We start from the raw sequence: 25,013 nt of genomic DNA, 5'->3' as shown, positions 1-25,013 counted from the left end.
ATTACTCACCAAAGAGATCAAGCTGTTTTGGTGCTAGCCCTTCGTACTCAATATGTAGCATATCTATAAATTGCGCCGCATTATCTGCTGCATCTCCACCAGAGTTATTATTAAATACAACATACACATCCTTCGAGTTGAGTTGCTTCGTAAAATGAGCCCACTCTTCTAATTCTTCTGTTCGATAGCGATACAAATAACGCACGTCGCGCCACTTCCCATTTCCAGGATCATTCCATCCGTGAACATTACGACCATGCATCCGAATTAACGTCTTTTCATTATGTGTACTTGCAACAACAGTTGGGATGGAGCCAATTCCAGCTTGTGGTTCGTCACAAATACTATGTATCCACTTCTCTTGACGCATAAATGCTAATGTCCTTTCTTTCATCTCCTCGGTAAACCATGTTTGATTACGAAATTCTAAAGCAGCTGGCAAATCGCGAAGCTCTTGCTTCATATACCGTAAGTATTGAACATGCTCCTTTTTACAATCAAACCAAGGTGGGAATTGACAAAGCACCATCGCTAGCTTACCAGCTTTCTGTAATGGTTCAATCGATAAGCGAAACGCCTCAAACATTTCTTCTTTTGTTTCATAAGGGTCGCATCCCTTCTGGTGTCCTGTCATCCCTTGATAAGCCTTGACGATGAATTGAAAACGCTCAGGAGTTTCGGCCACCCACTTATCCATATTTCGCTTCGGTTGAATCGCATAAAAAGCTGAATCCAACTCAACAATAGGAAAATGCCCTGCATACGTTTGCAGCTTTGCCCCTGTTTCACCTTTATACAATGAATAGTGGTCTCCCCAACCAGCAAGGCCAATATAAATCATTGTCATGCTCCTCCTGTATTAACATAAAAATTGAATACTCCTATCATACCATTCCTATTCAAAACAAAGGGTGCCAAAAAAGTTAAAAACCAAACTTTTTCAGTGCCCTCAAATAACCTTGCTTTAAGACACCGTTCACTGATATTTCTTCATTTCAGTACGGCCATCCAAAACGAGACATACACGATTCTCTCTTTTACATAATTTAAAATGTGTTAAGATCGTAATTAACAAGAGCAATGCGGCCACTACTCCAAGCCACCCTTTTAAGCTATCCTGAGTAAAAAGAACAGTCGATAATGGAAATAATCCATGGCTTGTGAGCAGAAGATAAAACATAAAATTACCACCCCAATGAAGACCTATACTCATCCATAATGAACCTGATTTCCACATGACGATAAAAAAAACCGCTCCCATTAACGCATACCTAATCCAATAAGGGAGCGGTAAGCCCCAGTTTGGCAAATGATACGCAACAAACAATACTATTGAAAATAGCAATATGAACTTGATTGTGAATAGACCTTGTAAGCTCCGATATATAAATCCTCTCATTAATAATTCTTCAGCAAAAGCAGTATAACTAGTTGTAACAAGGGCAAAAACGATCACGACCAACATCTCATTAACAGAGATTACTCCCTGAATTCGATTACCCATGAATAGATAAATCACTACAAATAAAACTAAATTGAAGGATAAACCTACTATAAATCCTAAAGCAAGATTCCTACCCCACCTCTTGTGAAATCGCAGTCCTAACTGATTTAGTCCACCATAACCTACTAAGCGAACTAAATAATGGGTAAGTGGAAAGAAGAGAATGACAACAATTACAAACAAAACTTCATTCAATACAAATGGAACATAGCTTAACACAACTAGAAAAAGGAACACGCAAATTCTATAAAGATTGTTCATCATCATTCGCCTCATCTCATATCTATTTGATTGCTTTTTGTTTTTAACATAATATGAGGCAATAACCATATCTAAGGTAGAGCCATGCCTATAGAATTAAACATAACAGCATCATGATGACTACACAACCTAAACATTCAACCTTTACAAAACCTATATTTTTCTTTAGACATCTTCAAATTAAAACGGGACTTGCTCTTCAATATCAGCTTTCAATAAGGCTGTCTCGACAATAGCTTCTACCGCTAAACCATACGCTTCAAACCACGAACCAATGATACCTAGTTTTCTCCCTTGAATTTCTTTCTCTTCGTCTCTAGAAACTTCAAGACTATAGCCAAAAGCCGATAAACCTGAACCAATTGTTTGTAACCATATAGCTACTACCGCTTGACGCTCAAGCAAAATAGCTTCTTGATCCTCTTCCTCTTTCAACTCTTGGAGTTCTTCCGTTGTGCCCATTGCTTCAATAAAGGTTCCGACAAATTGCACCCAAACCCCCGTAAGAACTTTTGATTCAGCAGAGCTTAGTGCAAGTTTCTCACCATTATTAACCTTATTTAATTTTGTTTGAAGTTCATTTATACTTTCCTTTGTCACATCTCCATTATGATCGAGAATGGGCTCTCTAAACCTATATCTTTTTGAACGTTTTTTTGAAAGCATAGACTTCGCTCCGTATCTCATATTGATACGATTAGCATATGCTGTAGCATTTGATAAGGTTTTCCCTTTCATCTTTTATAACACTATTTGAAAAAAGTTGTCATTACATTCTCCATTATGTATTTTATCAAAAAAAATGCTTGATAAGGGATTATCCTTAATCAAGCATTTCTTTAATAGTGACGAACCGATCACAAGTTATCCAATAGAACCTTCCATCTCAAATGAAATCAGGCGATTCATCTCAACCGCATATTCCATCGGAAGTTCTTTCGTAAATGGCTCAATGAAGCCCATTACAATCATCTCAACTGCTTCTTGCTCAGGAATACCACGGCTCATTAAATAGAATAATTGATCCTCTGATACTTTTGAAACCGTCGCTTCATGCTCAAGTGTGATGTTGTTATTTAAAATTTCATTATATGGAATGGTATCTGAAGTTGATTCATTATCCATAATAAGCGTGTCACACTCGATCTTCGCCTTCGAACCTTCTGACTTACGACCAAAGTGACAAATTCCACGGTATGTTACTTTACCACCATGCTTGGAAATCGACTTCGATACAATCGTCGATGAACAATTCGGTGCTAAATGATGGACCTTCGCGCCAGCATCTTGATGTTGGCCTTTACCAGCAATCGCAATCGAAAGGATCGTACCTTTTGCTCCCTCACCGCGCATAATAACAGCTGGATATTTCATCGTTAGCTTCGAACCGATATTACCGTCAACCCATTCCATTGTTGCACCTGCATCAGCAACCGCGCGCTTCGTTACAAGATTGTAAATATTTGGTGCCCAGTTTTGAATCGTTGTATAGCGGCAATACGCATCCTTCTTAACGATAATCTCGACAACCGCACTATGAAGGGAGTTTGTTGAATAAACAGGAGCTGTACACCCTTCTACATAGTGAACGGAGCTGTCTTCATCAGCAATGATTAACGTACGCTCAAATTGCCCCATGTTTTCTGAGTTAATTCGGAAGTAAGCTTGTAATGGTGTATCTGTTTTCACACCTTTTGGTACGTAAATGAACGATCCACCTGACCAAACTGCAGAGTTTAAAGCCGCAAACTTATTATCAGAAGGAGGAATTGTTTTTCCAAAGTGCTCTCTGAAAATGTCCTCATGCTCTTTAAGGGCCGTATCCGTATCTGTGAAAAGAATACCTTGCTCTGTAAGATCTTCCTTCATATTATGGTAAACAACCTCTGATTCGTATTGAGCTGAAACCCCAGCTAAATACTTTTGCTCCGCTTCTGGAATCCCAAGTTTGTCAAAAGTATTCTTAATTTCCTCTGGTACTTCATCCCATGATTTCTCAGACTTCTCTGAAGGCTTAACATAGTACGTAATATCATCAAAATTTAGCTCACCTAAGTCGCCGCCCCATTGTGGCATTGGCATACTGTAGAACGTTTCTAACGATTTCAAACGGAAATCTAACATCCATTGTGGTTCGTCTTTCATTCGGGAAATTTCTTCAACAATTTCTTTTGTCAAACCACGTTTTGAACGAAAAATCGATACGTCACGATCCGAAAATCCATATTTATATTCCCCGATTTCTGGCATTTTTTTCGCCATGTTGAACCCTCCTTATTTTATAATCAAACACTACTTATTATCTTCTATTCCCTTTTCCATTGCTTTCCAAGCAAGAGTTGCACATTTAATACGTGCTGGGAATTTTGTAACTCCTTGCAGTGCCTCAATGTCACCAAGGTCAAAACGCTCTTCATCATATTCATTGCCAAGCATCATGTTAGAGAATAGATCAGCCATGGCTACTGCCTCTTCTGTCTCCAAGCCTTTTACAGCCTGTGTCATCATCGAAGCAGAAGCGAGACTAATCGAACAACCCTCACCTTCGAATTTCGCATCTTTCACCTTACCGTCTTCAATTAATAACTGAAGTTGAATACGATCTCCACATGTTGGGTTATTCATATTAACTGTTACAGCCTCACCATCAAATTCACCACGGTTGCGTGGGTTTTTATAGTGATCCATGATGACCTGTCTATAAAGTGTATCAAGATTAGAAGACATCTCCAAAATACTCCTTTGCTTTCACTAAGCCTGCTACAAGTGCATCAATGTCCTCTTTTGTATTATACAAATAGAAGCTCGCACGTGCTGTTGCTGTGACATCTAACCATTTCATTAATGGTTGAGCACAATGGTGACCTGCACGAACCGCAATCCCTTCCGTATCTAGTACTGTCGCAACATCATGCGGATGCACATCATCGATATTAAATGTAACAAGCCCTGTACGTTGCTTCGGACCGTAAATGGCCATTCCTTCAATATCTGTTAAACGCTCTGCTGCATATTGAGCTAGCTCATGATCATGTCGCGCAATCTCATCAAGACCAATTTCCTCTAGAAAGTCAATGGCTGCACCTAATCCAATCGCTCCCGCAATTATTGGTGTGCCTCCTTCAAATTTCCAAGGTAGCTCCTTCCAAGTCGAATCCTGTAGGCCAACGAAATCAATCATTTCTCCACCGAATTCAATTGGCTCCATCTTCTCTAGCAGCTCTTTCTTTCCATAAAGAACTCCTATGCCAGTCGGCCCACACATTTTATGCGCAGAGAAGGCGAAAAAGTCACAGTTTAAATCTTGTACGTCGACATTTAAATGTGGTGCACTTTGTGCGCCATCTACAATCATTATAGCATCTTTTCGGTGGGCCATTTCAGCTATTTCTTTTACAGGATTTACAACACCTAACACATTCGATACGTGCATAACAGAAACGATCTTCGTATTCGTCGTGATAACTTCCTCAAGATCATTTAAATCAATTGTGCCATCAGCATGGAGCTTCACGTATTTCAACGTCGCTCCAGTTGCTTTAGCAACCTGCTGCCATGGAATAATATTGCTATGGTGCTCCATCGGGGTAATGACAATTTCATCGCCTTCCGTTAATTGACTCCTGCCATAGCTTGAAGCGACCATGTTAATCGCCGTCGTCGTGCCTCTTGTAAATATAACCTCAGCAGTTGAAGAAGCGTTAATAAATGAACGCACTTTTTCACGTGCACCTTCATAGCCATCCGTTGCATGAGTACCGAGCGTGTGCACGCCACGGTGAACATTTGAGTTATACTCACGGTAATAGCGATCGAGCGCTTCGATGACTTGAACAGGCTTCTGAGATGTTGCTGCGCTGTCTAAGTAAACAAGTGGGTGGCCGTTTACTTCCTGGTTCAGTATCGGGAACAGCTGCTTAATCTCTTTTGCATTCATTATTTAACTTTCCCTTCAATTGCTTCTCTTAAGCGTAGCTTTACTGATTCAATCGGAAGCTGTTCTACAACTGGTGCTAAGAAGCCATGAATGACAAGACGCTCTGCTTCTTGACGAGAAATACCACGACTCATTAAGTAGAACATTTGGAGTGGATCTACCTGCCCAACTGAAGCAGCGTGGCCTGCTGTTACATCATCCTCATCAATTAATAAAATCGGGTTGGCATCTCCACGTGCTTTTTCACTTAACATTAAAACACGCTCTGTTTGAACACCATTTGATTTTGTTGCACCGTGTTCAATCTTCGTAATACCATTAAAGATCGAAGTTGCAGCTTCACGCATAACACCATGCTTTAGGATATGCCCTTCAGAATGCTTACCATGATGGAAAATTTGTGTGGTGAAATTCTGCTTTTGATCTCCACGACCAATGGAAACAGTCTTTGTATCTGTCCATGATCCGTCTCCTACAAGGTGAGTTGTATTTTCAGAAATCGTATCACCATCATTCATTTGACCTAGCGCCCAATCAATACGTGCATCCTTTTCAACATGGCCTCTACGAACAACATAGGTTGTCACGTTGCTGCTTAAATGATCAACTGCACCGAATGCTACCTTCGCTCCTTGCTTTGCATATACCTCTGCAACAATATTCGCAACCATTTCCCTGTTTGTCTGTGTAGCATAGTTTTCAACATATGTCACCGTACTGTTCTCTTCAGCGACTACGACTACATGGTTGTTATATGAAGCCTCAGCTGTCTCAAATGAAAAAATCGCTTGTAACGGTACTTCTACATGTACATTGCGAGGAACATAAATAAACACACCACCGTTTACGGTCGATACATGTTGTGCAAGAAGTAGGTTCTCTTCCGCCTTCACAGCTTCACCGAAGAAATATGGCTTCAATTTATCTGCATGCTCTTGGGCCGCTGTTTGAAGGTCTGTGAAGATGACACCCTTATTAGCTAATTCATCCGAAACCTTTTTAAATACTGCTGTCGTATCTTGTTGAACGAGAAGATTTTGCTCCTTCGCTTCCTCATCTATAAGTTCTTTTATAGTAACTGGCAGCTCATTAACGGTTGAAACAACCTCTTTTTCAGCTAAATCAAATATAGCCTTTTGAAAGCTCCAATTTTTAATATTTGTTTTTTCTGGCTTTGGTAGAGCTGTTTTTTCTGAAAGCTCTAACCCTTTCAAACGAAGTTCCTCAAGCCATTGAGGTTCCTTTCTCTTCTTAGAGAATGCCTGAACTTGATCTTTTCCGATCAATATTTTCGTCTCTACTGACATACATATACCCACCTTTTACGTATATTTCTTCAATCTCTTACGCTTCTTGATTCACACGCTCGTCTTCAATGCCAAGCTCAGTCTTAATCCAGTCATAACCTTCAGCCTCTAAACGTTCAGCTAATTCATATCCACCAGACTTGACAATTCGACCTTGCATCATCACGTGAACCTTATCAGGCTTAATGTAATTCAGTAGACGTTGATAGTGTGTAATAATTAAACAGCCGAATTCTTCTCCACGCATATCATTAACACCTTTTGAAACGACTTTTAAAGCGTCAATATCTAAACCTGAGTCAATTTCATCAAGGATCGCAATTTGTGGCTCTAGCATTAACAGTTGGAGAATTTCATTACGCTTCTTCTCCCCACCAGAAAATCCTTCATTTAAATAACGGTGTGAGAAAGATTCATCCATTTCAAGTAAACCCATCTTTTCATCTAGTTTACGAATGAATTTCATTAAAGAAATTTCGTCACCTTCTTCACGCTTCGAATTAATCGCGGAACGTAAGAAATCAGAATTCGTAATCCCACTAATTTCACTTGGATATTGCATCGCTAAAAACAAACCTGCTTGAGCACGCTCGTCCACTTCCATCTCTAGCACATCTTCTCCGTTCATATGAACAGATCCACTTGTAATTTCATACTTAGGATGTCCCATAATAGCCGATGCAAGAGTAGATTTACCTGTACCGTTTGGACCCATGATAGCGTGAATTTCGCCACCTTTAATTTCAAGGTTGAAATCTTTTAAGATTTCTTTTCCCTCAATAGACACTTGCAAATTTTCAATCTTCAAAAATGGTGCTGACATAATTCTCATACCTCCAATGTATTTCGCTAATTCGTTATTGTTAGCGAGTAAAAGTAATTGATTGTTGTTCATTGATTCTCAATTTATTCTCATTACAATCTTATAACAAATCTAGATAAAATTCAAGAATTCACCCTCAACTGATCTTAACTTGTCACCTTATCTTTTTATTATTATAAACATTGAAAAGAGAGTAGCACCGATGGCACTACTCTGTTTTATTTTATCATAAAATGTAAACACAAGCGAAATCGAATCCTCTTATTTTTCTATTTCTTACTGTACAGGCTGGCTATCTCCTAGCTCTTTCATTGCTTCTTGAACAAGTGTGACTGCTTGGCTCATAGCTGCACCACCACCAAATGCTGCTGAAACACCAACCGTTTCTAATATTTCATCCTCTTTGCATCCTTCATCTAAACATCCTTTTGTATGATAAATAATACAATATTCATCTTGAGAAAAAATACTAATCCCTAAGGCGATTAACTGTTTTTCCTTCTTCGAGAGCGTGCCTTTTTCAAAGCATGCTTCTGTAAATGCATTATATTTCTTCGCTATCGTAGGCATTTTTTTCGTAAATACACCTATTCCTTCTTTATAATCTTGTAACGCCATTTGAATTGGACTTTGATCCTGTTGGTCCTGCTGTTGTTGCTGATCCATTTTATCATCCCTCCTAGTCTTTTAAACATCTGTATTATTTACAGGGAGGTTGTATGATATACGAAAGAAGTACCAGAAAATGAATGTGGAAGGCCTCTGAAAAAGGACCCTCGAAAAGAAAACGATCTTTTCCTTGTGCCATGCGGAACCTCATTCCGTTAAATAGACAAATATTCTACTTTTGCATTAGAAACGGAACGTCATTCCGCTAATATGCCAAAAGAAGAGCAAAACGAAGCGTAAATGGCCAAATAGCGGAACGAGGATCCGTAATAACCGGAATAAAGTCAGTATAAAGGAAATAACGGAATGACGTTCCATCAAGTCGCAGCACAACTTAATGAAGAAAAGACCGCTACCGCTAGGCCATTGAAAAAGTCCGATCTTCTCAAAAAAATGTGGGAATTACAAAGCCACTGAAAAAGTACAAATTAGCTTTTTCAGTGGCTTCATTTCTAGTGTCTATTGATTTAGTTTTGAACAGGAATAACCGCTCCATCGTATTGTTCATAAATAAATTCGCGAATTTCCTCTGAAGTTAACACTTCATACAAGGCTTGAACTAATTCACCCTCTTCATTACCTTCACGAACAACTAATAGGTTTGGCTGGAGAACATCCTCACCCTCGAAAGCAATTCCATAAGCATCAATATCAACTCCACCTTCAAGGGCATAGTTCGTATTGATAACGACCGCATCACCTTCGTCATTTTCAAATGAAGGTGCTAACATTCTTGCTTCGACTTGATATTCATCAAATTTTAAGTCTTTCGGATTCGATACGATGTTTTCCACACGTGCAAGCTCGCCATCTTCAATATTAAGCTCAATTAAACCAGCGCGCTCAAAAATCGGTAAAATACGTCCATGGTCACTAATCGAATCACTTATAATAATCGTTGCACCATCTGGAAGTTCATCTAAACTACTATATTCTTTTGAATACACACCAATTGGCTCATAATGTATTTCACCAATACTAACAAAATCATATGCCTCATTTTCATCCATTTGCGAAGCTAAATACCCAGGTGTTTGAAAATAATTTACATCAATTTCATTTTCCAGTAACGCTTCATTAGGCAGAATATAATCAGAAAAGGTTGTAATATCTAGCTCAATCCCTTTCTCCTCCAATATAGGAGCCGCAGCCTCTAATATTTCCGTATGTGGCACAGCTGACGCACCGACACGTAACGTTTCTAACGAATCCTCATCTGCTCCATTTCCACATGCTGCTAATGTAACTGATAATCCTAATGCTGCAATTAAACCCGCTACTTTTTTCATCTTTCTTTCCCCCACTCTTATCTTTTGTCTGTTTTATGTGTAAAGTAGTCCCCGATCCATTGAATGATAAAGACAATAATCAGGATGGCTACTGTTGCCACCAATGTAATCATACTATTATTACGTTGAAACCCTTCTAAATAAGCCAAGTGACCAAGTCCTCCAGCAGCAATAACACCTGCCATTGCCGTATAACTAACGAGAGCAATCGCTGTAACCGTTATGCCTGAGATCAAAGCTGGCATCGCCTCTGGAATTAATACTTTGCGAACGATCGTGAAAGAGGACGCGCCCATTGCTTGTGAAGCCTCAATAACCCCTTTATCAATTTCCCTAAGAGCAATTTCTACCATTCGAGCGTAAAAAGGTGCAGCACCAATAATTAACGCAGGCAAAGCTGCATTTGCACCTAACATCGTCCCAACCATTGCCCTTGTAAATGGAATGAGAAGCACAAGTAAAATTATGAATGGAATTGATCGAAATACATTGACAATCGTACTAAAAACAAAATGGATAATGGCATTCTCCCATAAGCCACCCTTACTCGTCACATATAATATAAGACCAAGTATGATTCCCAATACAAATGTAACGGCAACGGAGATCGTTGTCATGTAAATTGTTTCAACAGTTGCTTCCCATAATTGATCGACTTTAATTTCCTCAAGAAGATCATTCATCATTCTTGATCACCTCCACATCAACCTTCTTCTCTTTGATGAAGGCAATCGCATCATTGATTATGTGCTCTTCCCCTTTAAGTGAAACAAACAACGTCCCATATGAACCATTTTGAATCTTTGTAATCTTACCTTGTACAATGTTTACTTCAATATCAAAAGCTCGAATTAATTCCGTAATAAGCGGGCTTTCTGTTTCATCACCAACAAACGTTAATTGAACCATTCGGCTATTTGGTTCACTCGCCAAGGAAGCTAAAGCCTCAACGGTCTCTTCTGGCTCGGTAATTTGTTTAACAAATTCTTTTGTCATTTTCTGCTGTGGTCTTCGAAAAACGTCTAGAACAGGACCCATTTCAACAATTTGTCCTTCTTCCATGACGGCAACCCGATGACAAATTTTTCGAATCACATGCATCTCATGAGTAATTAAAATAATGGTTAAACCAAGCTTCTGATTAATATCAACTAATAGCTCTAAAATCGAGTCTGTCGTTTTCGGATCAAGAGCAGATGTGGCTTCATCGCACAAAAGCACACTTGGATTGTTGGCTAATGCTCGTGCGATGCCGACACGTTGCTTTTGACCACCGCTCAATTGGGAAGGATAACTATCTCCACGACCTTCAAGTCCAACAAGCTCGATTAATTTATCGACTCGCTCTTTCCTTCGCGCTCTATCGACACCTGCAATTTCCAGAGGAAAAGCGATATTTCCTCGTACGGTACGTGACCATAGAAGGTTAAAGTGCTGAAAGATCATGCCAATTTCTTGACGCGCCTTTCGCAATTCTTTTGCTGATAGAGTGGACAAATCACGCTCTCCAACAATGACATTACCTTCTGTCGGTCTTTCCAACATATTTAGCATGCGGATCAGTGTGCTCTTACCTGCTCCACTATAGCCAATCACACCAAATATTTCACCTTCCTCTATCGTTAAATCGACACCGTCCACTGCTTGAACGGGTCCATTTTTCGTATTAAAACGTTTCTTGATCCCTTTTAATGAAATCATCGAAAACCACTTCCCTTCGAGGTCAATCAAAAGGTATAGCCACCCTTTTTGAACAACCTCTTATAATACTTTATATAAAGACCGTATTTATTAAAAATAAAAAAATCCTTCCTGTGCGTGACAGAAAGGATGATACATTCGTCCTTCCTCTCATCTTTCAAAGTGGTAAACACTTTGCAGGATTTAGCACCTAATAAGATGATTTATCACCTTATCGGTTGCTGGGCATCGTAGGGCCAGTCCCTCCGCCTCTCGCAATAAGAGTTTTACTATATGAAAATACTAATCTTTTAGCTCCTATGAATAATAGCATAGGAAAAAATCAGCTGTCAATGAATGCTGATCAGTATTTCTTGCCAATTTTGTGAATAGCCTTACATGTTAATGACCCATAAGGGATTACGAAGGCACTAATAAAGGTTTTTAACCTTATCAGTGCCTATTAAATACAATGAGAGAAACCGTTGTCTCCTTTAAAAAACCTGATATGAAGTGAGTTTCTTGTATCAAGCGAACAATTAGCACCAGCCCTCATCACAATTTTCTACATAGGATTGAACATCGTTAGGCTTTTTATTTTCATATCTGTATATTTTATCTGCGTCAAATTCAAAACCTTCAGCCATTTCATGCTGCAGGCCTTGGTTTGTTTCCATTACTTGACCAATCTTGGCTTCCCCCATGTATAAGCTAAGCTTCCCATCTTCATACTTACCTTTCACTTGACTGGTCACATCAATCTTCACAAATTCCAATTCCACGTAAGCACCTCCTTATATATACAAAAGTTACGTATAGCTTCCCCAGAGTAAGCTAACTTATCATAACGAAAAGCAAATCATTTAAAAAACGTCGGCTGTGCTTCCGAATTCATATAAAAAAGAGGTTCCAAAAGATTTAACCTAGATCCTTTGAAACCTCTGTATTGTTCATTTCTACTCTTGACTAATCATTTCCTCATATTGTTCCGCTTGCATAAGCTCATCTAGCTCCGCTTCTTTACTTGGCTTGATAATAAGCATCCATGCTTTTTCGTATGGAGATTCATTGACAAGCTCTGGTGAATCATCTAAATTTGCATTTACTTCAACGACTTGTCCACTAATTGGAGCATACAACTCCGAAACCGTTTTCACTGACTCTACATTCCCAAATGGCTCATTAGCTGTCAGTTCATCACCCACTTCAGGCAATTCAGCAAATACAATATCCCCTAACTCTTCCTGCGCAAAATGAGTGACCCCAATTCGAACTTGACCATTCTCTTTCTTCACCCATACGTGCTCTTTCGAATACGTTAGCTCTTTTGGTAATTGACTCATGGTTAACCTCCTACTTTTCATCTATGCTCTTTAGTATAACGTGATGCTGTTGAAAAGAAAAACAACTTATTTCCAATTTTGTTCAAATAAGTCTTCCTTAAAACCAACCGTCACTTTCTTTTGATCAGTCGTTAACGGGCGCTTAATTAACATTCCATCAGAAGCAAGCAATTCTAACGCTTCATCTTCTGTCATTGTTGGTAATTTCTCTTTTACATTTAGTTCACGATATTTCTTTCCACTTGTATTAAAAAATTTCTTTATTTCTAGTCCACTATTTTCCACCATGATTTTTAGTTCTTCTTTAGTCGGTGGATTTTCGACAATATGTACATCATTCACTTCTATCCCTTTTTCCTCTAACCATTTTTTAGCTTTTCGACAAGTTCCACACTTTGGATAATGATAAAAAGTTATTGCCATCACAAACATTCCTTTCTCATTTATTCATCCTTAGTATTGCTTAATTTATGTAAAACCACAACCAATATGTTTCATTATTAACAACTTCTCACTAGAATAGACTATTGCCATTTTCTTAAAACTAAGTGTGTATCCACTGGATACGCTTCATGATATGCAGCATTCCCAAAGGAGGATCAACATGCAGCAAACACAAATCTCAAACCAACAAAACCAGCAAAATCAAGCTATTATGCAGCAACCACCAGCGATTATTTCAACAAAGGATCAATTGTATTTAACAGACATGCTTTCATGGAATTTAATTGCGATGAAAAAGGCTCATTTCTTCGCTCAGCAATGTCAAGACCAAGACATTATTCAAGCCCTTGAAAACGCCGGATCCATGCATCAACGCCATTACGAAAAAATACTAACTCACTTGAATGCGAATCAAAATCAACAGCAATCTATACCGGTTCAATAATAGGGAGGGCCAATAAATGAATCAACAAAAAATTAAAAATCCTGAACTGCAAGTACCAAAAACACCACAAATGTCTGAACGCGACTTTATAAATGATCAATTAGCAACGGAAAAATATATGTCTAACGCCTATACGGTTGCATTAAATGAATTAAGTCACGATCAGCTTTATCAAGACATTTCTACCATTTATAACGAAACCCAAAATTGTCAACGTGATATTTATACTATCATGTTCAAAAAAGGATTTTATGCGTTAGAACCAGCTGAGCAACAAAAGCTTTCAGAAGCATACCAGCAATTTTCGGGATACCAATCACAATTCCCTTATCAATAAAAAGTGAAAGGTCTGTCCTAGGATTCGATCCTTTGGACAGACCTTTTTCTAAATAATAAGAAGGTAACGTCAGAGGACATGGTTATAAGCCACATTTTTTTAGTGCCCTTTATAATCACACATTGGCGTTGTCGATATTTCCCGAGAAATATCATTCCCCACTTGAAAGCAAGCTTTTCTTTTGATATGACTTAAGTATAACCGAAAGGAGAGAAGAAAATGGAAACCACGCTACATATTCAAACAGAAGCTCGTGACCAAATGGTTGAAATCACGCACAGAATACAAGACTGGATCAGGTCCATTAACTTTCAGGATGGTATCATTATCGTTAACTCTTTACATACAACAGCAGGAATTACTGTTAATGAAAATGCCGATCCTGATGTAAAGACAGACATGCTTATGAGACTAGATGAAGTATACCCATGGAACCACCCAAAGGATCGTCATATGGAAGGAAACACTGCTTCTCACCTAAAGACAAGTACGGTCGGTCACTCTCAAACGATTATTGTCTCAAATGGGCAATTACTGCTCGGAACATGGCAAGGAGTCTATTTTTGTGAGTTTGATGGGCCTCGCCAACGAAAATGCGCTTTAAAAGCCATTTCTGCTAGATGAGTGAGTATCCACAATTAAAAATTTAAGCAAAAGAACATACACAAAAGTGCACTGAAAAAGTTAAAGCACAAACTTTTTCAGTGCACTCATACATGTTAGAGGAGTACTTTACTTTAGTTCACCTCAAATTAATCTATGCTTCTCTTCTTAATGCCGATAGCACATGGATTTTTGTTGCTTTCTTAGCTGGACGTATTCCTGACACAATGGCTACCGACAAACTAATAAATGCTGCAATGGCAACAAGCTGAATCGGAATCGCAGAAAACGTCACATCCATAAATTCAGGGGTTTCTGTTACTTCCACGAGTACTCTTGGAATGATCCAATTAACAGCAAAGCTAATTGCGTAAGAAATAATCACACCAATGACTACACCTAATATGCCTATAATCGCACTTTCCATTAAAAATAATCTCCTAATTACAGTCGGGTCAGCTCCAATCGCTTTCATTATCCCAATTTCTTGCGTTCGCTCTGTTACCGCCATTGTCATCGTATTAAAGATTCCAATCGAAGCTATAACGACCGCTACTGTCCCTACAATGATTAATCCCGTTTTCAAAGCTGTAAAAAATAACGACATTCCATTAATACGTTCACTGACTGAATCAATTATAAACCCTTTATCCTTTAACGAATTAGATAGGCCTTCAACTTGTTGAGCATCAGTTGCGTATACACTTACCTGGTCCAATCCATATGAATACACTTCACCGTCTATTTCTTCAGAAAGAAGGATTTCCTTTTCTGATATGGAATCAGATATATATACTGATGAATCATGTCTCCATTCCTGCTCAGGCTCCGCTCCTATACCTACAATAACGAACTTCTCTTCATATCTAATATCCTCTTCCCAATCGTAAACGGTTATTGTAACGGTCTCATTTAATACGCTACTCTGATAAGAAGTAGGTTCTTCGTTTTCATCTGAATCGTATAACATTTCATGGGTATGGTAACCAACAATGATTTCATTTTCCTGTTCAGGAAAGCGTCCATCTGCCAAAGAAAAACCCGATTTCTCTTCTTCTTCGAAATTCGTCAACCTTGTAGTCATTTCTCCCGAATAAGAATCAATCGAGACATCCACCGGATATTGAACGTTACTTCGAGTCACTATCGCCTTAATATGTTCAAGCTGATGAATTTCCTCTATATCACTCTCCTCTACTGCCTTCCAATCTTCATCTTCCTCTCTACCATAAATCGAAATTTCATTCATTAATTGATGCTGCATAAACTCATCAACAATCGAATTTTGCAGCCCAAAACCGACTGAAGCAAGAACAATTAAGAACGCACATCCCATCGTTGTAGCTAGTACCGTCATAAATAAACGCAATCGGTTTTTCCCCATATTCCGTTTTACATACTGAAACTGATCATTAAATTGCATGCTGTTCCCCCCCTGATTGAAGCTCACCATCTTCTAAAACAAGGGTGCGATCTGCAATTGCCGCCACTTCCTCATCATGAGTAATCATCACAAACGTCATCTTTCGTTCTTGATTGAGCTTCTTTAATATAGCTAAAACTTCCCGCTCTGTATTTGTATCTAAACTTCCTGTTGGTTCATCAGCAAACACATATTTTGGGTTCGTAATAATGGCACGTGCAATCCCTACTCGCTGCTGCTGACCACCTGAAAGCTCGTTTGGGAAATGTTTTTGATGATCTTTTAAGCCAACCTCTTGTAATATGTCAATTACTCGCTTCTTTCTTTCCTTCATACTGACACCTTTTAAAATCAATGGTAACTCGACATTATCAAAAACCGTTGCACTCGAAATCAGTTGAAAATTTTGAAAGACAAACCCAATATGCTCCAATCGGAATAGAGCCCATTCTTTCTCAGAAAACGTCATTACTTCACGTCCATCAAAACGAATACTTCCTTCACTTAAAGGCATAAATCCTGCCAACAAGCTTAACAACGTTGATTTACCAGAACCACTTCGTCCAACAATTGAAACCATCTCTCCATCATTAATAGTAAAGGTGTTTCTTTCCAATACATGAATATCCTGTTTTTTAGTTCCTTTTCCTACTTTGTAGGAAAAAGATAGATTATTTATCTCGATCATCGTAGCACTCCTTTTTCTTAAATCGTATCGTATCATCTGTATTATATAATGTAATACAGATAATACTCTAATAACAAATAGTATTTTTGTCAATATATTTTTCAAAGATGAACGATGAAGAAGTTACAACCTTTAAAATAAAAAACCTATATTTCTCAATGAAATGTAGGTTTCAGACCAGGGAATTTCTATTTTTCCTATATTCAAAGCGTACCTCCCATCCCGGGAGCGAGGTCGAAGCGCCTTATTGTGGCAACTACTCAAAAAAAGCCTGTCGACTGTCACGCTTTTGCGAGTCTTTGTCGACAGGCTGAAACCTGCATTTCTCAATGAAATGTAGGTTTATCAGTAATAGTACCTTTCGTCTTGCAAAAGGCTATCACTTCAGCTGCTTTCTTTTCAAAAATAGCAAAACTCTGCTTAGTACTACAAGGAAAAACCCGATTAGTAATATTTTGAAATGTGGTGTTGCTGTTTTAGGTAATAGTTCTTCTTCATCATCACTCATAGATTTATATTCTTCATGTTCTCTTCTTAACATCCCTTGGTCTATTGGAGAATGATCATTTTTATTATGATGCTCTTCAGGATCTTCTGGATGGGGGTCATAAGTAACTGGATCATCCTTTTCAGAAACGTAAACCGTTAGGCTTGCATGAATACTAGAAGGATTCAGTACATCAGTCAACTGATCCAACGTTCCTATGAACACATAGGAGCCAGCTCTCATTCCATCATACTGAGGCTTCCCATCATTCCACGTCACATTCACCTCTATTGTCTCTCCATTGTTTAGTAAGACCTCTATAGAACTCGGTAGATTTAGATCTATCCGTTTCGTTCCGTTCACGACAGTAATATCCTCAAAGCGTTCTACTGACATAACGATCGGATCACCTACAATCACTTCAATAGTCACCTGCTCATCACTTCGGTTCTCGATACCACTTAATTGTTCAAGTGTTCCATTGAATAGATAAGTTCCAGACTGTTTCTCGTTATACTTTGGCACACCTTCATCCCAATTTACGTGAACATTCATTTTCTCGCCATTGTTTAACACAACCTCAACATACGGAGGTAAATCAAGATCTTTCCGTTTAATACCATTTTCGACATGAATCCGCTCAAATCGTTCGATTTCAGAAATAAACGGTTCATGAACTTGTACATCAATGGTTACCATTAGTTGTTCCGGATTCTGTATTTCGTTTGACAGATTCCATTCACTAGTAAAAATCGTTGCAATTGATGTTGTAAGACTGCTAAACATTCCTTCTGTTAACACGAAGGTCCCTGTAAACGTGTACGTTCCAGCCTTCTTCTCGTCATATGGAGGCTGACCATCATCCCACATTACATCAATTTCTGTTGTTTCACCATTATTCAAAATGACTTCGACTTTCTCCGGCAATTCAAGATCAGAACGTTTCGTTCCGTTAGCAACACTAATGATAGCTATATCTCCTAAATCACCTACTTCTACAATCGTAGGTTGATCGACCTTCACCTCAACTGCTGCTTGTTTAAAATTGGGATTTTCAATCTCATTTAGCTGATTAAACGTACCCGTAAATTGGTACACTCCTGCTTTCTTTCCATCATATTTAGGGACACCCTCGTCCCATTTCACATCAACGGTTGCTTGACCACCATTATTTAACGTCACCTCGACTTGTTTTGGTAAGCCAATTTCCTCAGAATTTGTACCGTTTGCTACTGAAATGATTTCTAAAGTCTCCACTTCCGTAATATACGGTCGTCCTACTTTTACCTCTGCTACTGCCCTTATATTATTCGGATTTTCGATTCTACTTAACGCCTCCAAGCTTCCCGTGATACGATAAGTACCAGCCTTTAATCCGTTATAGTCCGGGCCTCCTTCATCCCATGTCACATTAATCGTCTTTTTCTCGCCATTATTTAACGTCACCATAACTTGTTCTGCAAAGCCGATTTCAGATAACTTCGTGCCATTTTCAACCTGAATAACTCTTAATGATTCTACCTCTGTTATAAACGGTTTATCTACTTCGACTTCGACTTCGGCCTGCTTGTTATCCGGATTCAGTACACCGGTTGGTAATTCCAGCTTACCCGCAAATAAATAAGTGCCTGCCCGCATTCCATTATACGTTGGTTCGCCTTTATCCCATGTCACACCTACGTGAATCGTGCTTCCATTATTAACTGTAACCTCTACTTGCTCTGGCAAATTCAATTCTGAATGCTCTGTCCCATTTGCCACATGAATGGCCTTTATTGTACCTACTTCTGTAATGATTGGCTCACCGACAACTACATCAACGACTGCTGCTTTTTGATCAGGATTTTCAATCTCTTCAGGCTGCTTCAACACTCCTTTGAATTGATACACTCCAGATGTCATCTTCGCATATTCTGGAACGCCTTCATTCCAATCTACATATACATCAAGATCATGACCGTTATTTAACGTTACATTAACCTGATCTGGTAAGCCAACTTCGCTAAGTTCCGTCCCATTTGCGACATGAATCGCTGCTAATTGTTCTACCTCTGTTATAAATGGTTTTTGAACTACAACTTCAACTGTTGCCGTAATGTTATCAGGATTTCCCACCTTTAAAGGCTGGTCAAATTCACTGTTTATAAGCGAAGCAACAAAGGTTGTTACTTGTTCTATCACTCCCTCTGACAATTCAAAGGTTCCTGTAAACATATAAGTTCCAGCCTTCAACTCGTCGTATAAAGGTTCTCCGTTATCCCAGCTCACACCAATTTGCGCGGTCTCACCATTATTTAATGTAACGTGAACTTCGTCAGGTAATGTAAGATCAGCACGCTTCGTTCCGTTTTCAACTGAAATACTATCTATTGCTTCAACATCAGTTATAAATGGCACATCGACAATCACATCTATCAATGCAGTTAAATGATTAGGATTTCTAACATCACCTGGAATATCAACTAATGTACCGATAAATGTATACGTTCCCGCTTTATTTGCATCATACGGATTGTCTTCATCTGCATCAGTCCATTGCACCTTAATATCCCGCAACACATCTCCTGGACTTACCGTCACTTGTATCGTCGTTGGCAAGCCAACATGATCGATTTCAGTTCCATTGTCCACAGTAATAGGTTGAAACTCTTCTATCCTTGAAATCTGATACGAAAGAACCTCAATTTCATGCGTACTCACTTCACCGAATAATTGGACAGTTATTTCTGCATTTCCTGGTGCGGTGGCTGTGACCTGACCATCTTCATCTATGGAGATTAGATCATCTCCTATAGTAACTTCATATTCAGCATTACTTGTTCCATCAAATGACCCTTCTTCGTGATGGGCGGTGACGGTTATTTGCGTGCTGTTACCAATCTGTAACGTTGAAGAATCGAGTTTCACTTCTACTGACTCCAATGAATTTTCCCATTGTAAAAATGGGAACACCTGATCATTATAGACGTACCACGTATTCGTAAAATCCCAATTAGTAAATGTACTCAGTTGTTTTAACTCTGCTTCCGTTATAGGAATACCGTATCCATTGTCTGGATAATCCCCACCATACACACTTTTATTCCAATAAGAATGTTCAATTATGGCAGAATCATTAGTCAATAAACCGACTAAACCACCAACATGATCATCACCAGTTACGATACTGCTAGAATAGGATTCACTAACCTTACTATTGTCTCTTCCCACAAAATAGCTTCCAACTAAACCGCCAATACTATTTCTACCAGAAATTTCACCTATAGCATATGATTTTATAATGCTCCCATAATTTATACCAACAAGACCACCACCATTGATATTACTCAATTGAATGGTCGTATGAGCAGCTGACTCATGAATCATCCCATAATTCATTCCAACCAAACCGCCCACATTACTGCTTCCCGACAAGGTTCCTGTTACAGTTGAGTTTTCAATATGGGCCGAAGGATAACTATATGCAACTAAGCCACCTATAATGCTATTCCCCTCTATATTTACATCTACTAAATTAACATTTTTAATCACACCCGTATTACCTAATCCGCCAAACAGCCCTTGAACATCTAACCTCCCATCAATGTTCAAACCTTTAATTTCATAACCTTCGCCATTAAACGTACCTTCAAATGCGAGCTGATCGTCACCTAGCGGCTCCCAGCTCTCTCCTGAAAGATACGCTGCTAAATCAATATCATGTCCTAACTTATAATGAGCCCCTAAATCTTCTCTTACAGCATTTAGTTGTTCTGCTGTCGTAATGATATAAGGATGATCAACTGTTCCATCACCTTCAGTAAATAGTTCTACAACAGTTACATCAATATTGCTCACTTCACCATAAAGTGTAACGGTAATAACCGCATGGCCGCTTTCTTTTGGTGTTACAATCCCATTATGATCTACGTCAACGATCTCGTCTCCTTCTGTCACTTTATACTCTGCATTTTGTGTTCCATCATAAGTACCCTGTAGATGAATCGCCGTAACTGAAATGCGACCCATTTTACCGACTTTGATTTCTGATGAGTCTATTTCACTTTCGATATTTTTAATCGGATTTTCCCACTGTAAAATTGGAAATGTTTGATCGTTATAGATGTACCATGTATTTGTAAAATCCCAATTACTAAACGTGCTCAGTTGCTTTAACTCCGCTTCTGTCAATGGAGTACCTATCTCATTGTCTGGATAATCTCCATTGTATACACTTTTATTCCAATAAGAATGTTCAACATATGCTGAATCATCCTTGGATCCGACTAAACCGCCAACATTATTATTACCTGTTACGATACTGCTTGAATAGGACTCACTAATTTTGCTAATATTATTGTTCTTTACATGTTCTCCCACCAAACCTCCGACACGTTCATCACCAGAAACTCGTCCATTAGCATATGAATTTATAATTTCTCCAGAGTTCAAGCCTACAAGGCCACCACTTCTGAAACTTCGTGCTGAAGTTGTAGTAGTTGCGACTGATTCGCTAATCAATCCATTATTTATTCCAACTAAGCCGCCAACATTCATACCCCCTGATACAGTTCCTGTTACAGAAGAGTTTTCAATTCTACCTGTTCCTAAATTAATACCAACTAAACCACCAACAGTGTGCCTAGTAGCCTTAATATCTACATCTACTAATGTAACGTTTTTAATCACTCCAGGGTTTTTAAGTGCACTAAACAACCCTGAATTTTCCCTAAATTCGTTGTCGAATTGTAATCCTGTAATTTCATAACCGTCACCATCAAATGTACCTATAAATGGAGTACCAGCCCGACCTATTGGCTCCCAGCTCTCTCCTGAAAGATACTCTACTAAGTCAATATCAGCTCCTAGTTGATAATAAGCCTCCAAATTCTCTCTTACACCATCTAATTGCTCTGGTGTCGTAATAATATAAGGATTATCAGCTGTTCCGTCACCTTCCGTAAATAGTGGTTCTACAACTGTTACATCAATTGTGTTCACTTCACCATAAAGTGTAACGGTAATAACAGCCTCACCACTTTCTTTTGCAGTTACAATCCCATTTTGATCTACGTCAACGAATTGATCTCCTTCTGTAACTTCATAGTTAGCATGAATCGTTCCATCAAATGAACCATCTTGATGGTTTGCTGTAACTGTTAGTTGAGAAGTCTCTCCAACCTTCAGCTTAGATAAATCAATGTCTACTTCAACTTCTTCCAATGGGTTTTCCCACTGTAAAAAAGGAAACGTTTGACCATTATAAACGTACCACGTATTTGTAAAATCCCAGTTAGTGTACGTGTTGAATTGTTTTAACTGTTCTTCCGTCAAAGGTGTACCGATCCCATTGTCTGGATAATCCCCATCATATACACTCGTATTCCAATAAGAATTCACTATAAAGGTTGGATCATGAACATACCCAACTAAGCCACCAATATCATTATTCCCAGTTACGATACTGTTTGAATAGGAATTAATTATTTTCCTATTGTTAAAATCCCTTGGATGTCCTCCAACCAAGCCACCAATACCGCTATCACCTGATATTTCCCCACTAGCATACGAATTTTTAATTTCTCCTCCATTTTGACCAACAAGGCCACCACCACTGGAATCGCTCACTGAAATGGTAGTCGAAGCAACTGATCCACTAATCATCCCAAAATTTACTCCAACCAACCCACCGACTTCATTACTTCCCGACAAAGATCCTGTAACCGATGAGTTTTCAATTCGAGCAAACGTAAAAGCCACCCCAACTAACCCACCGATATTCCGACTTCCATTTATATCCAAATCAACCAAAGTGACATTCTTAATCACTCCAGAATCATATAACCTTGCAAACATCCCTAGGTGAATACTATGAATATTATTTCCATCAATTTTTAACCCTTTTATTTGATAGCCCGCACCATCAAACGTACCATTAAAGTGATCGATTGGCTCCCAGCTCTCTCCTGATAGGTAGGCTGCTAAATCAATATCATTGCCTAATCTGTAATGAGCTACTACATCTTCTCTAACTGCATCTAGTTGCTCCGCATTCATAATAATATAAGGATTTCCAGCAGAACCATCTCCATCTGCAAACATGGCCTCTTCAACTGTTACTTTCATTGTAGCCACTTCATCGTAAAGTGTAACGGTAATAACAGCCTCACCACTTTCATTTGCTGTTACAACACCAGCTTTATCTACCTCAACAACGTGATCCCCTTCTGTTACTTTATAGTTAGCATGAATCGTTCCATCAAAGGAACCTTCTTGATGGTTTGCTGTAACTGTCAGCTGAGCAATCTCCCCAACCTTCAACTCAGAAAAATCAATGTCTACTTCAACTTCTTCCAATGGATTTTCCCACTGTAAAAGGGGAAACGTCTGACTATGATAGACATACCACGTATTCGTAGTGTCCCAATCATCATATTTGCTAAATTGTTTTAATTCTTCTTCCGTCAAAGCTGCCCCGAATCCATTATCTAAAGAACCTCCATTCTCGACACTCCTATTCCAATAAGAAGCTTCAATAGTCGCTACATCATGCTTTAACCCTACTAAACCACCAATGCTCTCATTTCCTGTTACTAAACTATTGGAATAGGACTCACTTACTTTTTTGTTGCTCCATGATTGATTTCCTATCAAGCCACCGATATTTCGATATCCTTCTACAGTACTCTCAGCATATGATTGAACTATAGTATTTTGATTTTGTCCCACTAAGCCCCCGACATCTAGATTTCCTTTTACGGTAGATTTTGCGAAAGATTGACTTATACCATTTCCATTACTAAGATTCAATCCAACTAAACCACCAATGAAATCATCACCGTTTACATAGGCTTCAGCGGACGATTGAATAACATTACCATCGTTTTCCCCAATCAATCCACCAACTCTACTAAAACCAAAAATAAGACCCTCAGCATATGCTTGGCTAACATCACCATAGTTTCTACCAACTAGTCCACCAACGTAATATCTTCCCTCAACCGTACTATTGATGCTCACTCCACTAATCTCGCCATAATTAAGGCCGACTAATCCACCAATAGAAAAACCTTGATTACTACCTATTTCAATATTTTCTAAGGAAACATTTTTTACTACACCATTCTCACCAATCACACCAAATAGTCCTTGATCGTCTTGTCTGGTGTTACTTCGATCAATTGTCAAATTTGTAATTACATGACCATTTCCGTCAAGCGTTCCATTAAATTGATTAGAGCTGACCCCAATCGGTACCCACCCTTGTCCAGAGCTGTATGCTGCCAAGTCAATATCATTCTCTAACTGATAATGAGCGTTTAAATTATTTCTAACTTCATTCAACTGCTCAGCCGTTTCAATAACATACGGATTTCCCGCAGATCCATCACCACCAGAATACATCGTTGAACTTATACTTGCTAATTCCATGACAGACCCATCCTCGGCTTCTCCTACTTGAGACGTTTGCCATGAATGATCATCTTGTTTAATTTCAAGGTCCTTTACTACATCCTTATCATCATTCTCTTCAATATCTTCCTCTTTATCTATATCAGAAGTGAAGTCTAATTCTTCATCTTCTTCTTTAACGTTTCCTTCACCACCTAACAAGCCCTCTTCTTCCTCAGTAATCAATACATCACTCGCTTCATCTTCAGCGATGACGATTTCGATTGGCAGAACACTTGAGTATACTAACAGTAATACTAGACTAACCAAACCGATTTTCTTCTTGAAATAATTTCGCTTACTCATTTTTCCCTTTTCTCCTCTCCATTTGACGAAGTAACC

The 25,013-nt window shown here is 38.8% G+C and carries 21 protein-coding genes and 1 riboswitch; of the genes, 3 read left to right on the top strand and 18 right to left on the bottom strand.

What is annotated here, in order from left to right; all coding sequences use genetic code 11:
* Position 1: 1 nt before the first annotated feature.
* From ACERJO_RS07805 to ACERJO_RS07735, 15 genes are all read right to left on the bottom strand, one after another.
* Positions 2-841: a DUF72 domain-containing protein gene (locus ACERJO_RS07805; protein WP_373647134.1), complete on the bottom strand. Its 840-nt coding sequence runs from the start codon at positions 839-841 to the stop codon at positions 2-4.
* Between the two features lie 135 nt (positions 842-976).
* A complete protein-coding gene (locus tag ACERJO_RS07800; RefSeq protein WP_373647133.1) occupies positions 977-1,765 on the bottom strand; it encodes a CPBP family intramembrane glutamic endopeptidase in 789 nt (262 codons plus the stop codon).
* 180 nt (positions 1,766-1,945) lie between these two features.
* Positions 1,946-2,431 (bottom strand): hypothetical protein, encoded by a 486-nt coding sequence (locus tag ACERJO_RS07795; protein WP_373647132.1) that lies wholly within the window; start codon positions 2,429-2,431, stop codon positions 1,946-1,948.
* Between the two features lie 198 nt (positions 2,432-2,629).
* On the bottom strand, positions 2,630-4,027 hold the full coding sequence (gene sufB / locus ACERJO_RS07790) for a Fe-S cluster assembly protein SufB (RefSeq protein ID WP_247106241.1): 1,398 nt from the start codon (positions 4,025-4,027) through the stop codon (positions 2,630-2,632).
* A 30-nt stretch (positions 4,028-4,057) separates the two neighbouring features.
* The gene (gene sufU / locus ACERJO_RS07785) at positions 4,058-4,492 is read right to left on the bottom strand and encodes a Fe-S cluster assembly sulfur transfer protein SufU (RefSeq protein ID WP_247106242.1); all 435 of its coding nucleotides are present in this window, start codon (positions 4,490-4,492) and stop codon (positions 4,058-4,060) included.
* Positions 4,482-5,702 (bottom strand): cysteine desulfurase, encoded by a 1,221-nt coding sequence (locus tag ACERJO_RS07780; RefSeq protein ID WP_373647131.1) that lies wholly within the window; start codon positions 5,700-5,702, stop codon positions 4,482-4,484. Before ACERJO_RS07780 ends, sufU begins: the two co-directional genes overlap by 11 nt.
* Positions 5,702-7,009, bottom strand: coding sequence for a Fe-S cluster assembly protein SufD (gene sufD / locus ACERJO_RS07775; RefSeq protein ID WP_373647130.1), 1,308 nt, complete (start codon positions 7,007-7,009; stop codon positions 5,702-5,704). The genes ACERJO_RS07780 and sufD overlap by 1 nt, the downstream gene beginning before the upstream one ends.
* Positions 7,010-7,046: 37 nt before the next feature.
* Entirely contained in the window at positions 7,047-7,832 is a 786-nt protein-coding gene (gene sufC, locus ACERJO_RS07770; RefSeq protein ID WP_247106304.1) for a Fe-S cluster assembly ATPase SufC, read from the bottom strand.
* 276 nt (positions 7,833-8,108) lie between these two features.
* A complete protein-coding gene (locus ACERJO_RS07765; protein WP_274169710.1) occupies positions 8,109-8,498 on the bottom strand; it encodes a carboxymuconolactone decarboxylase family protein in 390 nt (129 codons plus the stop codon).
* Positions 8,499-8,968: 470 nt separating this feature from the next.
* Positions 8,969-9,790 (bottom strand): MetQ/NlpA family ABC transporter substrate-binding protein, encoded by an 822-nt coding sequence (locus tag ACERJO_RS07760; RefSeq protein ID WP_247106245.1) that lies wholly within the window; start codon positions 9,788-9,790, stop codon positions 8,969-8,971.
* A gap of 17 nt (positions 9,791-9,807) precedes the next feature.
* On the bottom strand, positions 9,808-10,473 hold the full coding sequence (locus tag ACERJO_RS07755) for a methionine ABC transporter permease (RefSeq protein WP_373647200.1): 666 nt from the start codon (positions 10,471-10,473) through the stop codon (positions 9,808-9,810).
* Positions 10,466-11,491, bottom strand: a complete 1,026-nt coding sequence (locus tag ACERJO_RS07750; RefSeq protein ID WP_373647199.1) for a methionine ABC transporter ATP-binding protein — start codon at positions 11,489-11,491, stop codon at positions 10,466-10,468. Before ACERJO_RS07750 ends, ACERJO_RS07755 begins: the two co-directional genes overlap by 8 nt.
* 147 nt (positions 11,492-11,638) lie before the next feature.
* Positions 11,639-11,755: riboswitch (SAM riboswitch) on the bottom strand.
* A 254-nt stretch (positions 11,756-12,009) separates the two neighbouring features.
* The gene (locus ACERJO_RS07745; protein WP_247106247.1) at positions 12,010-12,252 is read right to left on the bottom strand and encodes a YusG family protein; all 243 of its coding nucleotides are present in this window, start codon (positions 12,250-12,252) and stop codon (positions 12,010-12,012) included.
* 174 nt (positions 12,253-12,426) lie between these two features.
* Complete coding sequence (gene gcvH / locus ACERJO_RS07740) at positions 12,427-12,813, bottom strand: glycine cleavage system protein GcvH (RefSeq protein WP_247106248.1); 387 nt, start codon at positions 12,811-12,813, stop codon at positions 12,427-12,429.
* 66 nt (positions 12,814-12,879) lie between these two features.
* Complete coding sequence (locus ACERJO_RS07735) at positions 12,880-13,236, bottom strand: arsenate reductase family protein (protein WP_247106249.1); 357 nt, start codon at positions 13,234-13,236, stop codon at positions 12,880-12,882.
* A gap of 181 nt (positions 13,237-13,417) precedes the next feature.
* Between ACERJO_RS07735 and ACERJO_RS07730 the strand changes: the two genes are divergently transcribed.
* From ACERJO_RS07730 to ACERJO_RS07720, 3 genes are all read left to right on the top strand, one after another.
* Positions 13,418-13,702, top strand: a complete 285-nt coding sequence (locus tag ACERJO_RS07730) for a hypothetical protein (RefSeq protein ID WP_373647129.1) — start codon at positions 13,418-13,420, stop codon at positions 13,700-13,702.
* Positions 13,703-13,718: 16 nt separating this feature from the next.
* Positions 13,719-14,039, top strand: coding sequence for a spore coat protein (locus tag ACERJO_RS07725; RefSeq protein ID WP_373647128.1), 321 nt, complete (start codon positions 13,719-13,721; stop codon positions 14,037-14,039).
* Positions 14,040-14,258: 219 nt separating this feature from the next.
* Positions 14,259-14,663, top strand: a complete 405-nt coding sequence (locus ACERJO_RS07720; protein WP_247106252.1) for a secondary thiamine-phosphate synthase enzyme YjbQ — start codon at positions 14,259-14,261, stop codon at positions 14,661-14,663.
* A 133-nt stretch (positions 14,664-14,796) separates the two neighbouring features.
* Here the strand turns inward: ACERJO_RS07720 and ACERJO_RS07715 are convergent, their stop codons facing one another.
* The 3 genes from ACERJO_RS07715 to ACERJO_RS07705 form a co-directional block, all read right to left on the bottom strand.
* On the bottom strand, positions 14,797-16,065 hold the full coding sequence (locus tag ACERJO_RS07715) for an ABC transporter permease (protein ID WP_373647127.1): 1,269 nt from the start codon (positions 16,063-16,065) through the stop codon (positions 14,797-14,799).
* Positions 16,055-16,753, bottom strand: coding sequence for an ABC transporter ATP-binding protein (locus tag ACERJO_RS07710; protein WP_373647126.1), 699 nt, complete (start codon positions 16,751-16,753; stop codon positions 16,055-16,057). The genes ACERJO_RS07715 and ACERJO_RS07710 overlap by 11 nt, the downstream gene beginning before the upstream one ends.
* Before the next feature lie 379 nt (positions 16,754-17,132).
* The gene (locus ACERJO_RS07705; RefSeq protein WP_373647125.1) at positions 17,133-24,977 is read right to left on the bottom strand and encodes an Ig-like domain-containing protein; all 7,845 of its coding nucleotides are present in this window, start codon (positions 24,975-24,977) and stop codon (positions 17,133-17,135) included.
* Between the last annotated feature and the right edge of the window lie 36 nt (positions 24,978-25,013).

This window comes from Halalkalibacter sp. AB-rgal2 (assembly GCF_041821005.1).
Lineage (GTDB): Bacteria > Bacillota > Bacilli > Bacillales > Bacillaceae_D > Halalkalibacter.
This window is presented reverse-complemented; position numbering and strand designations above follow the sequence as displayed.

Excerpts from the sequence above, each read along its gene's own strand:
- ACERJO_RS07780 (WP_373647131.1), bottom strand. The coding sequence starts at position 5,702 with ATGAATGCAAAAGAGATTAAGCAGCTGTTCCCGATACTGAACCAGGAA.
- sufU (WP_247106242.1), bottom strand. The coding sequence starts at position 4,492 with ATGTCTTCTAATCTTGATACACTTTATAGACAGGTCATCATGGATCAC.
- ACERJO_RS07710 (WP_373647126.1), bottom strand. The coding sequence starts at position 16,753 with ATGATCGAGATAAATAATCTATCTTTTTCCTACAAAGTAGGAAAAGGA.
- ACERJO_RS07750 (WP_373647199.1), bottom strand. The coding sequence starts at position 11,491 with ATGATTTCATTAAAAGGGATCAAGAAACGTTTTAATACGAAAAATGGA.
- ACERJO_RS07760 (WP_247106245.1), bottom strand. The coding sequence starts at position 9,790 with ATGAAAAAAGTAGCGGGTTTAATTGCAGCATTAGGATTATCAGTTACA.
- ACERJO_RS07730 (WP_373647129.1), top strand. The coding sequence starts at position 13,418 with ATGCAGCAAACACAAATCTCAAACCAACAAAACCAGCAAAATCAAGCT.
- gcvH (WP_247106248.1), bottom strand. The coding sequence starts at position 12,813 with ATGAGTCAATTACCAAAAGAGCTAACGTATTCGAAAGAGCACGTATGG.
- ACERJO_RS07800 (WP_373647133.1), bottom strand. The coding sequence starts at position 1,765 with ATGAACAATCTTTATAGAATTTGCGTGTTCCTTTTTCTAGTTGTGTTA.
- ACERJO_RS07805 (WP_373647134.1), bottom strand. The coding sequence starts at position 841 with ATGATTTATATTGGCCTTGCTGGTTGGGGAGACCACTATTCATTGTAT.
- ACERJO_RS07705 (WP_373647125.1), bottom strand. The coding sequence starts at position 24,977 with ATGAGTAAGCGAAATTATTTCAAGAAGAAAATCGGTTTGGTTAGTCTA.
- sufC (WP_247106304.1), bottom strand. The coding sequence starts at position 7,832 with ATGTCAGCACCATTTTTGAAGATTGAAAATTTGCAAGTGTCTATTGAG.
- ACERJO_RS07735 (WP_247106249.1), bottom strand. The coding sequence starts at position 13,236 with ATGGCAATAACTTTTTATCATTATCCAAAGTGTGGAACTTGTCGAAAA.
- ACERJO_RS07725 (WP_373647128.1), top strand. The coding sequence starts at position 13,719 with ATGAATCAACAAAAAATTAAAAATCCTGAACTGCAAGTACCAAAAACA.
- sufB (WP_247106241.1), bottom strand. The coding sequence starts at position 4,027 with ATGGCGAAAAAAATGCCAGAAATCGGGGAATATAAATATGGATTTTCG.
- ACERJO_RS07755 (WP_373647200.1), bottom strand. The coding sequence starts at position 10,473 with ATGAATGATCTTCTTGAGGAAATTAAAGTCGATCAATTATGGGAAGCA.
- ACERJO_RS07765 (WP_274169710.1), bottom strand. The coding sequence starts at position 8,498 with ATGGATCAGCAACAACAGCAGGACCAACAGGATCAAAGTCCAATTCAA.
- ACERJO_RS07715 (WP_373647127.1), bottom strand. The coding sequence starts at position 16,065 with ATGCAATTTAATGATCAGTTTCAGTATGTAAAACGGAATATGGGGAAA.
- sufD (WP_373647130.1), bottom strand. The coding sequence starts at position 7,009 with ATGTCAGTAGAGACGAAAATATTGATCGGAAAAGATCAAGTTCAGGCA.
- ACERJO_RS07795 (WP_373647132.1), bottom strand. The coding sequence starts at position 2,431 with ATGCTTTCAAAAAAACGTTCAAAAAGATATAGGTTTAGAGAGCCCATT.
- ACERJO_RS07720 (WP_247106252.1), top strand. The coding sequence starts at position 14,259 with ATGGAAACCACGCTACATATTCAAACAGAAGCTCGTGACCAAATGGTT.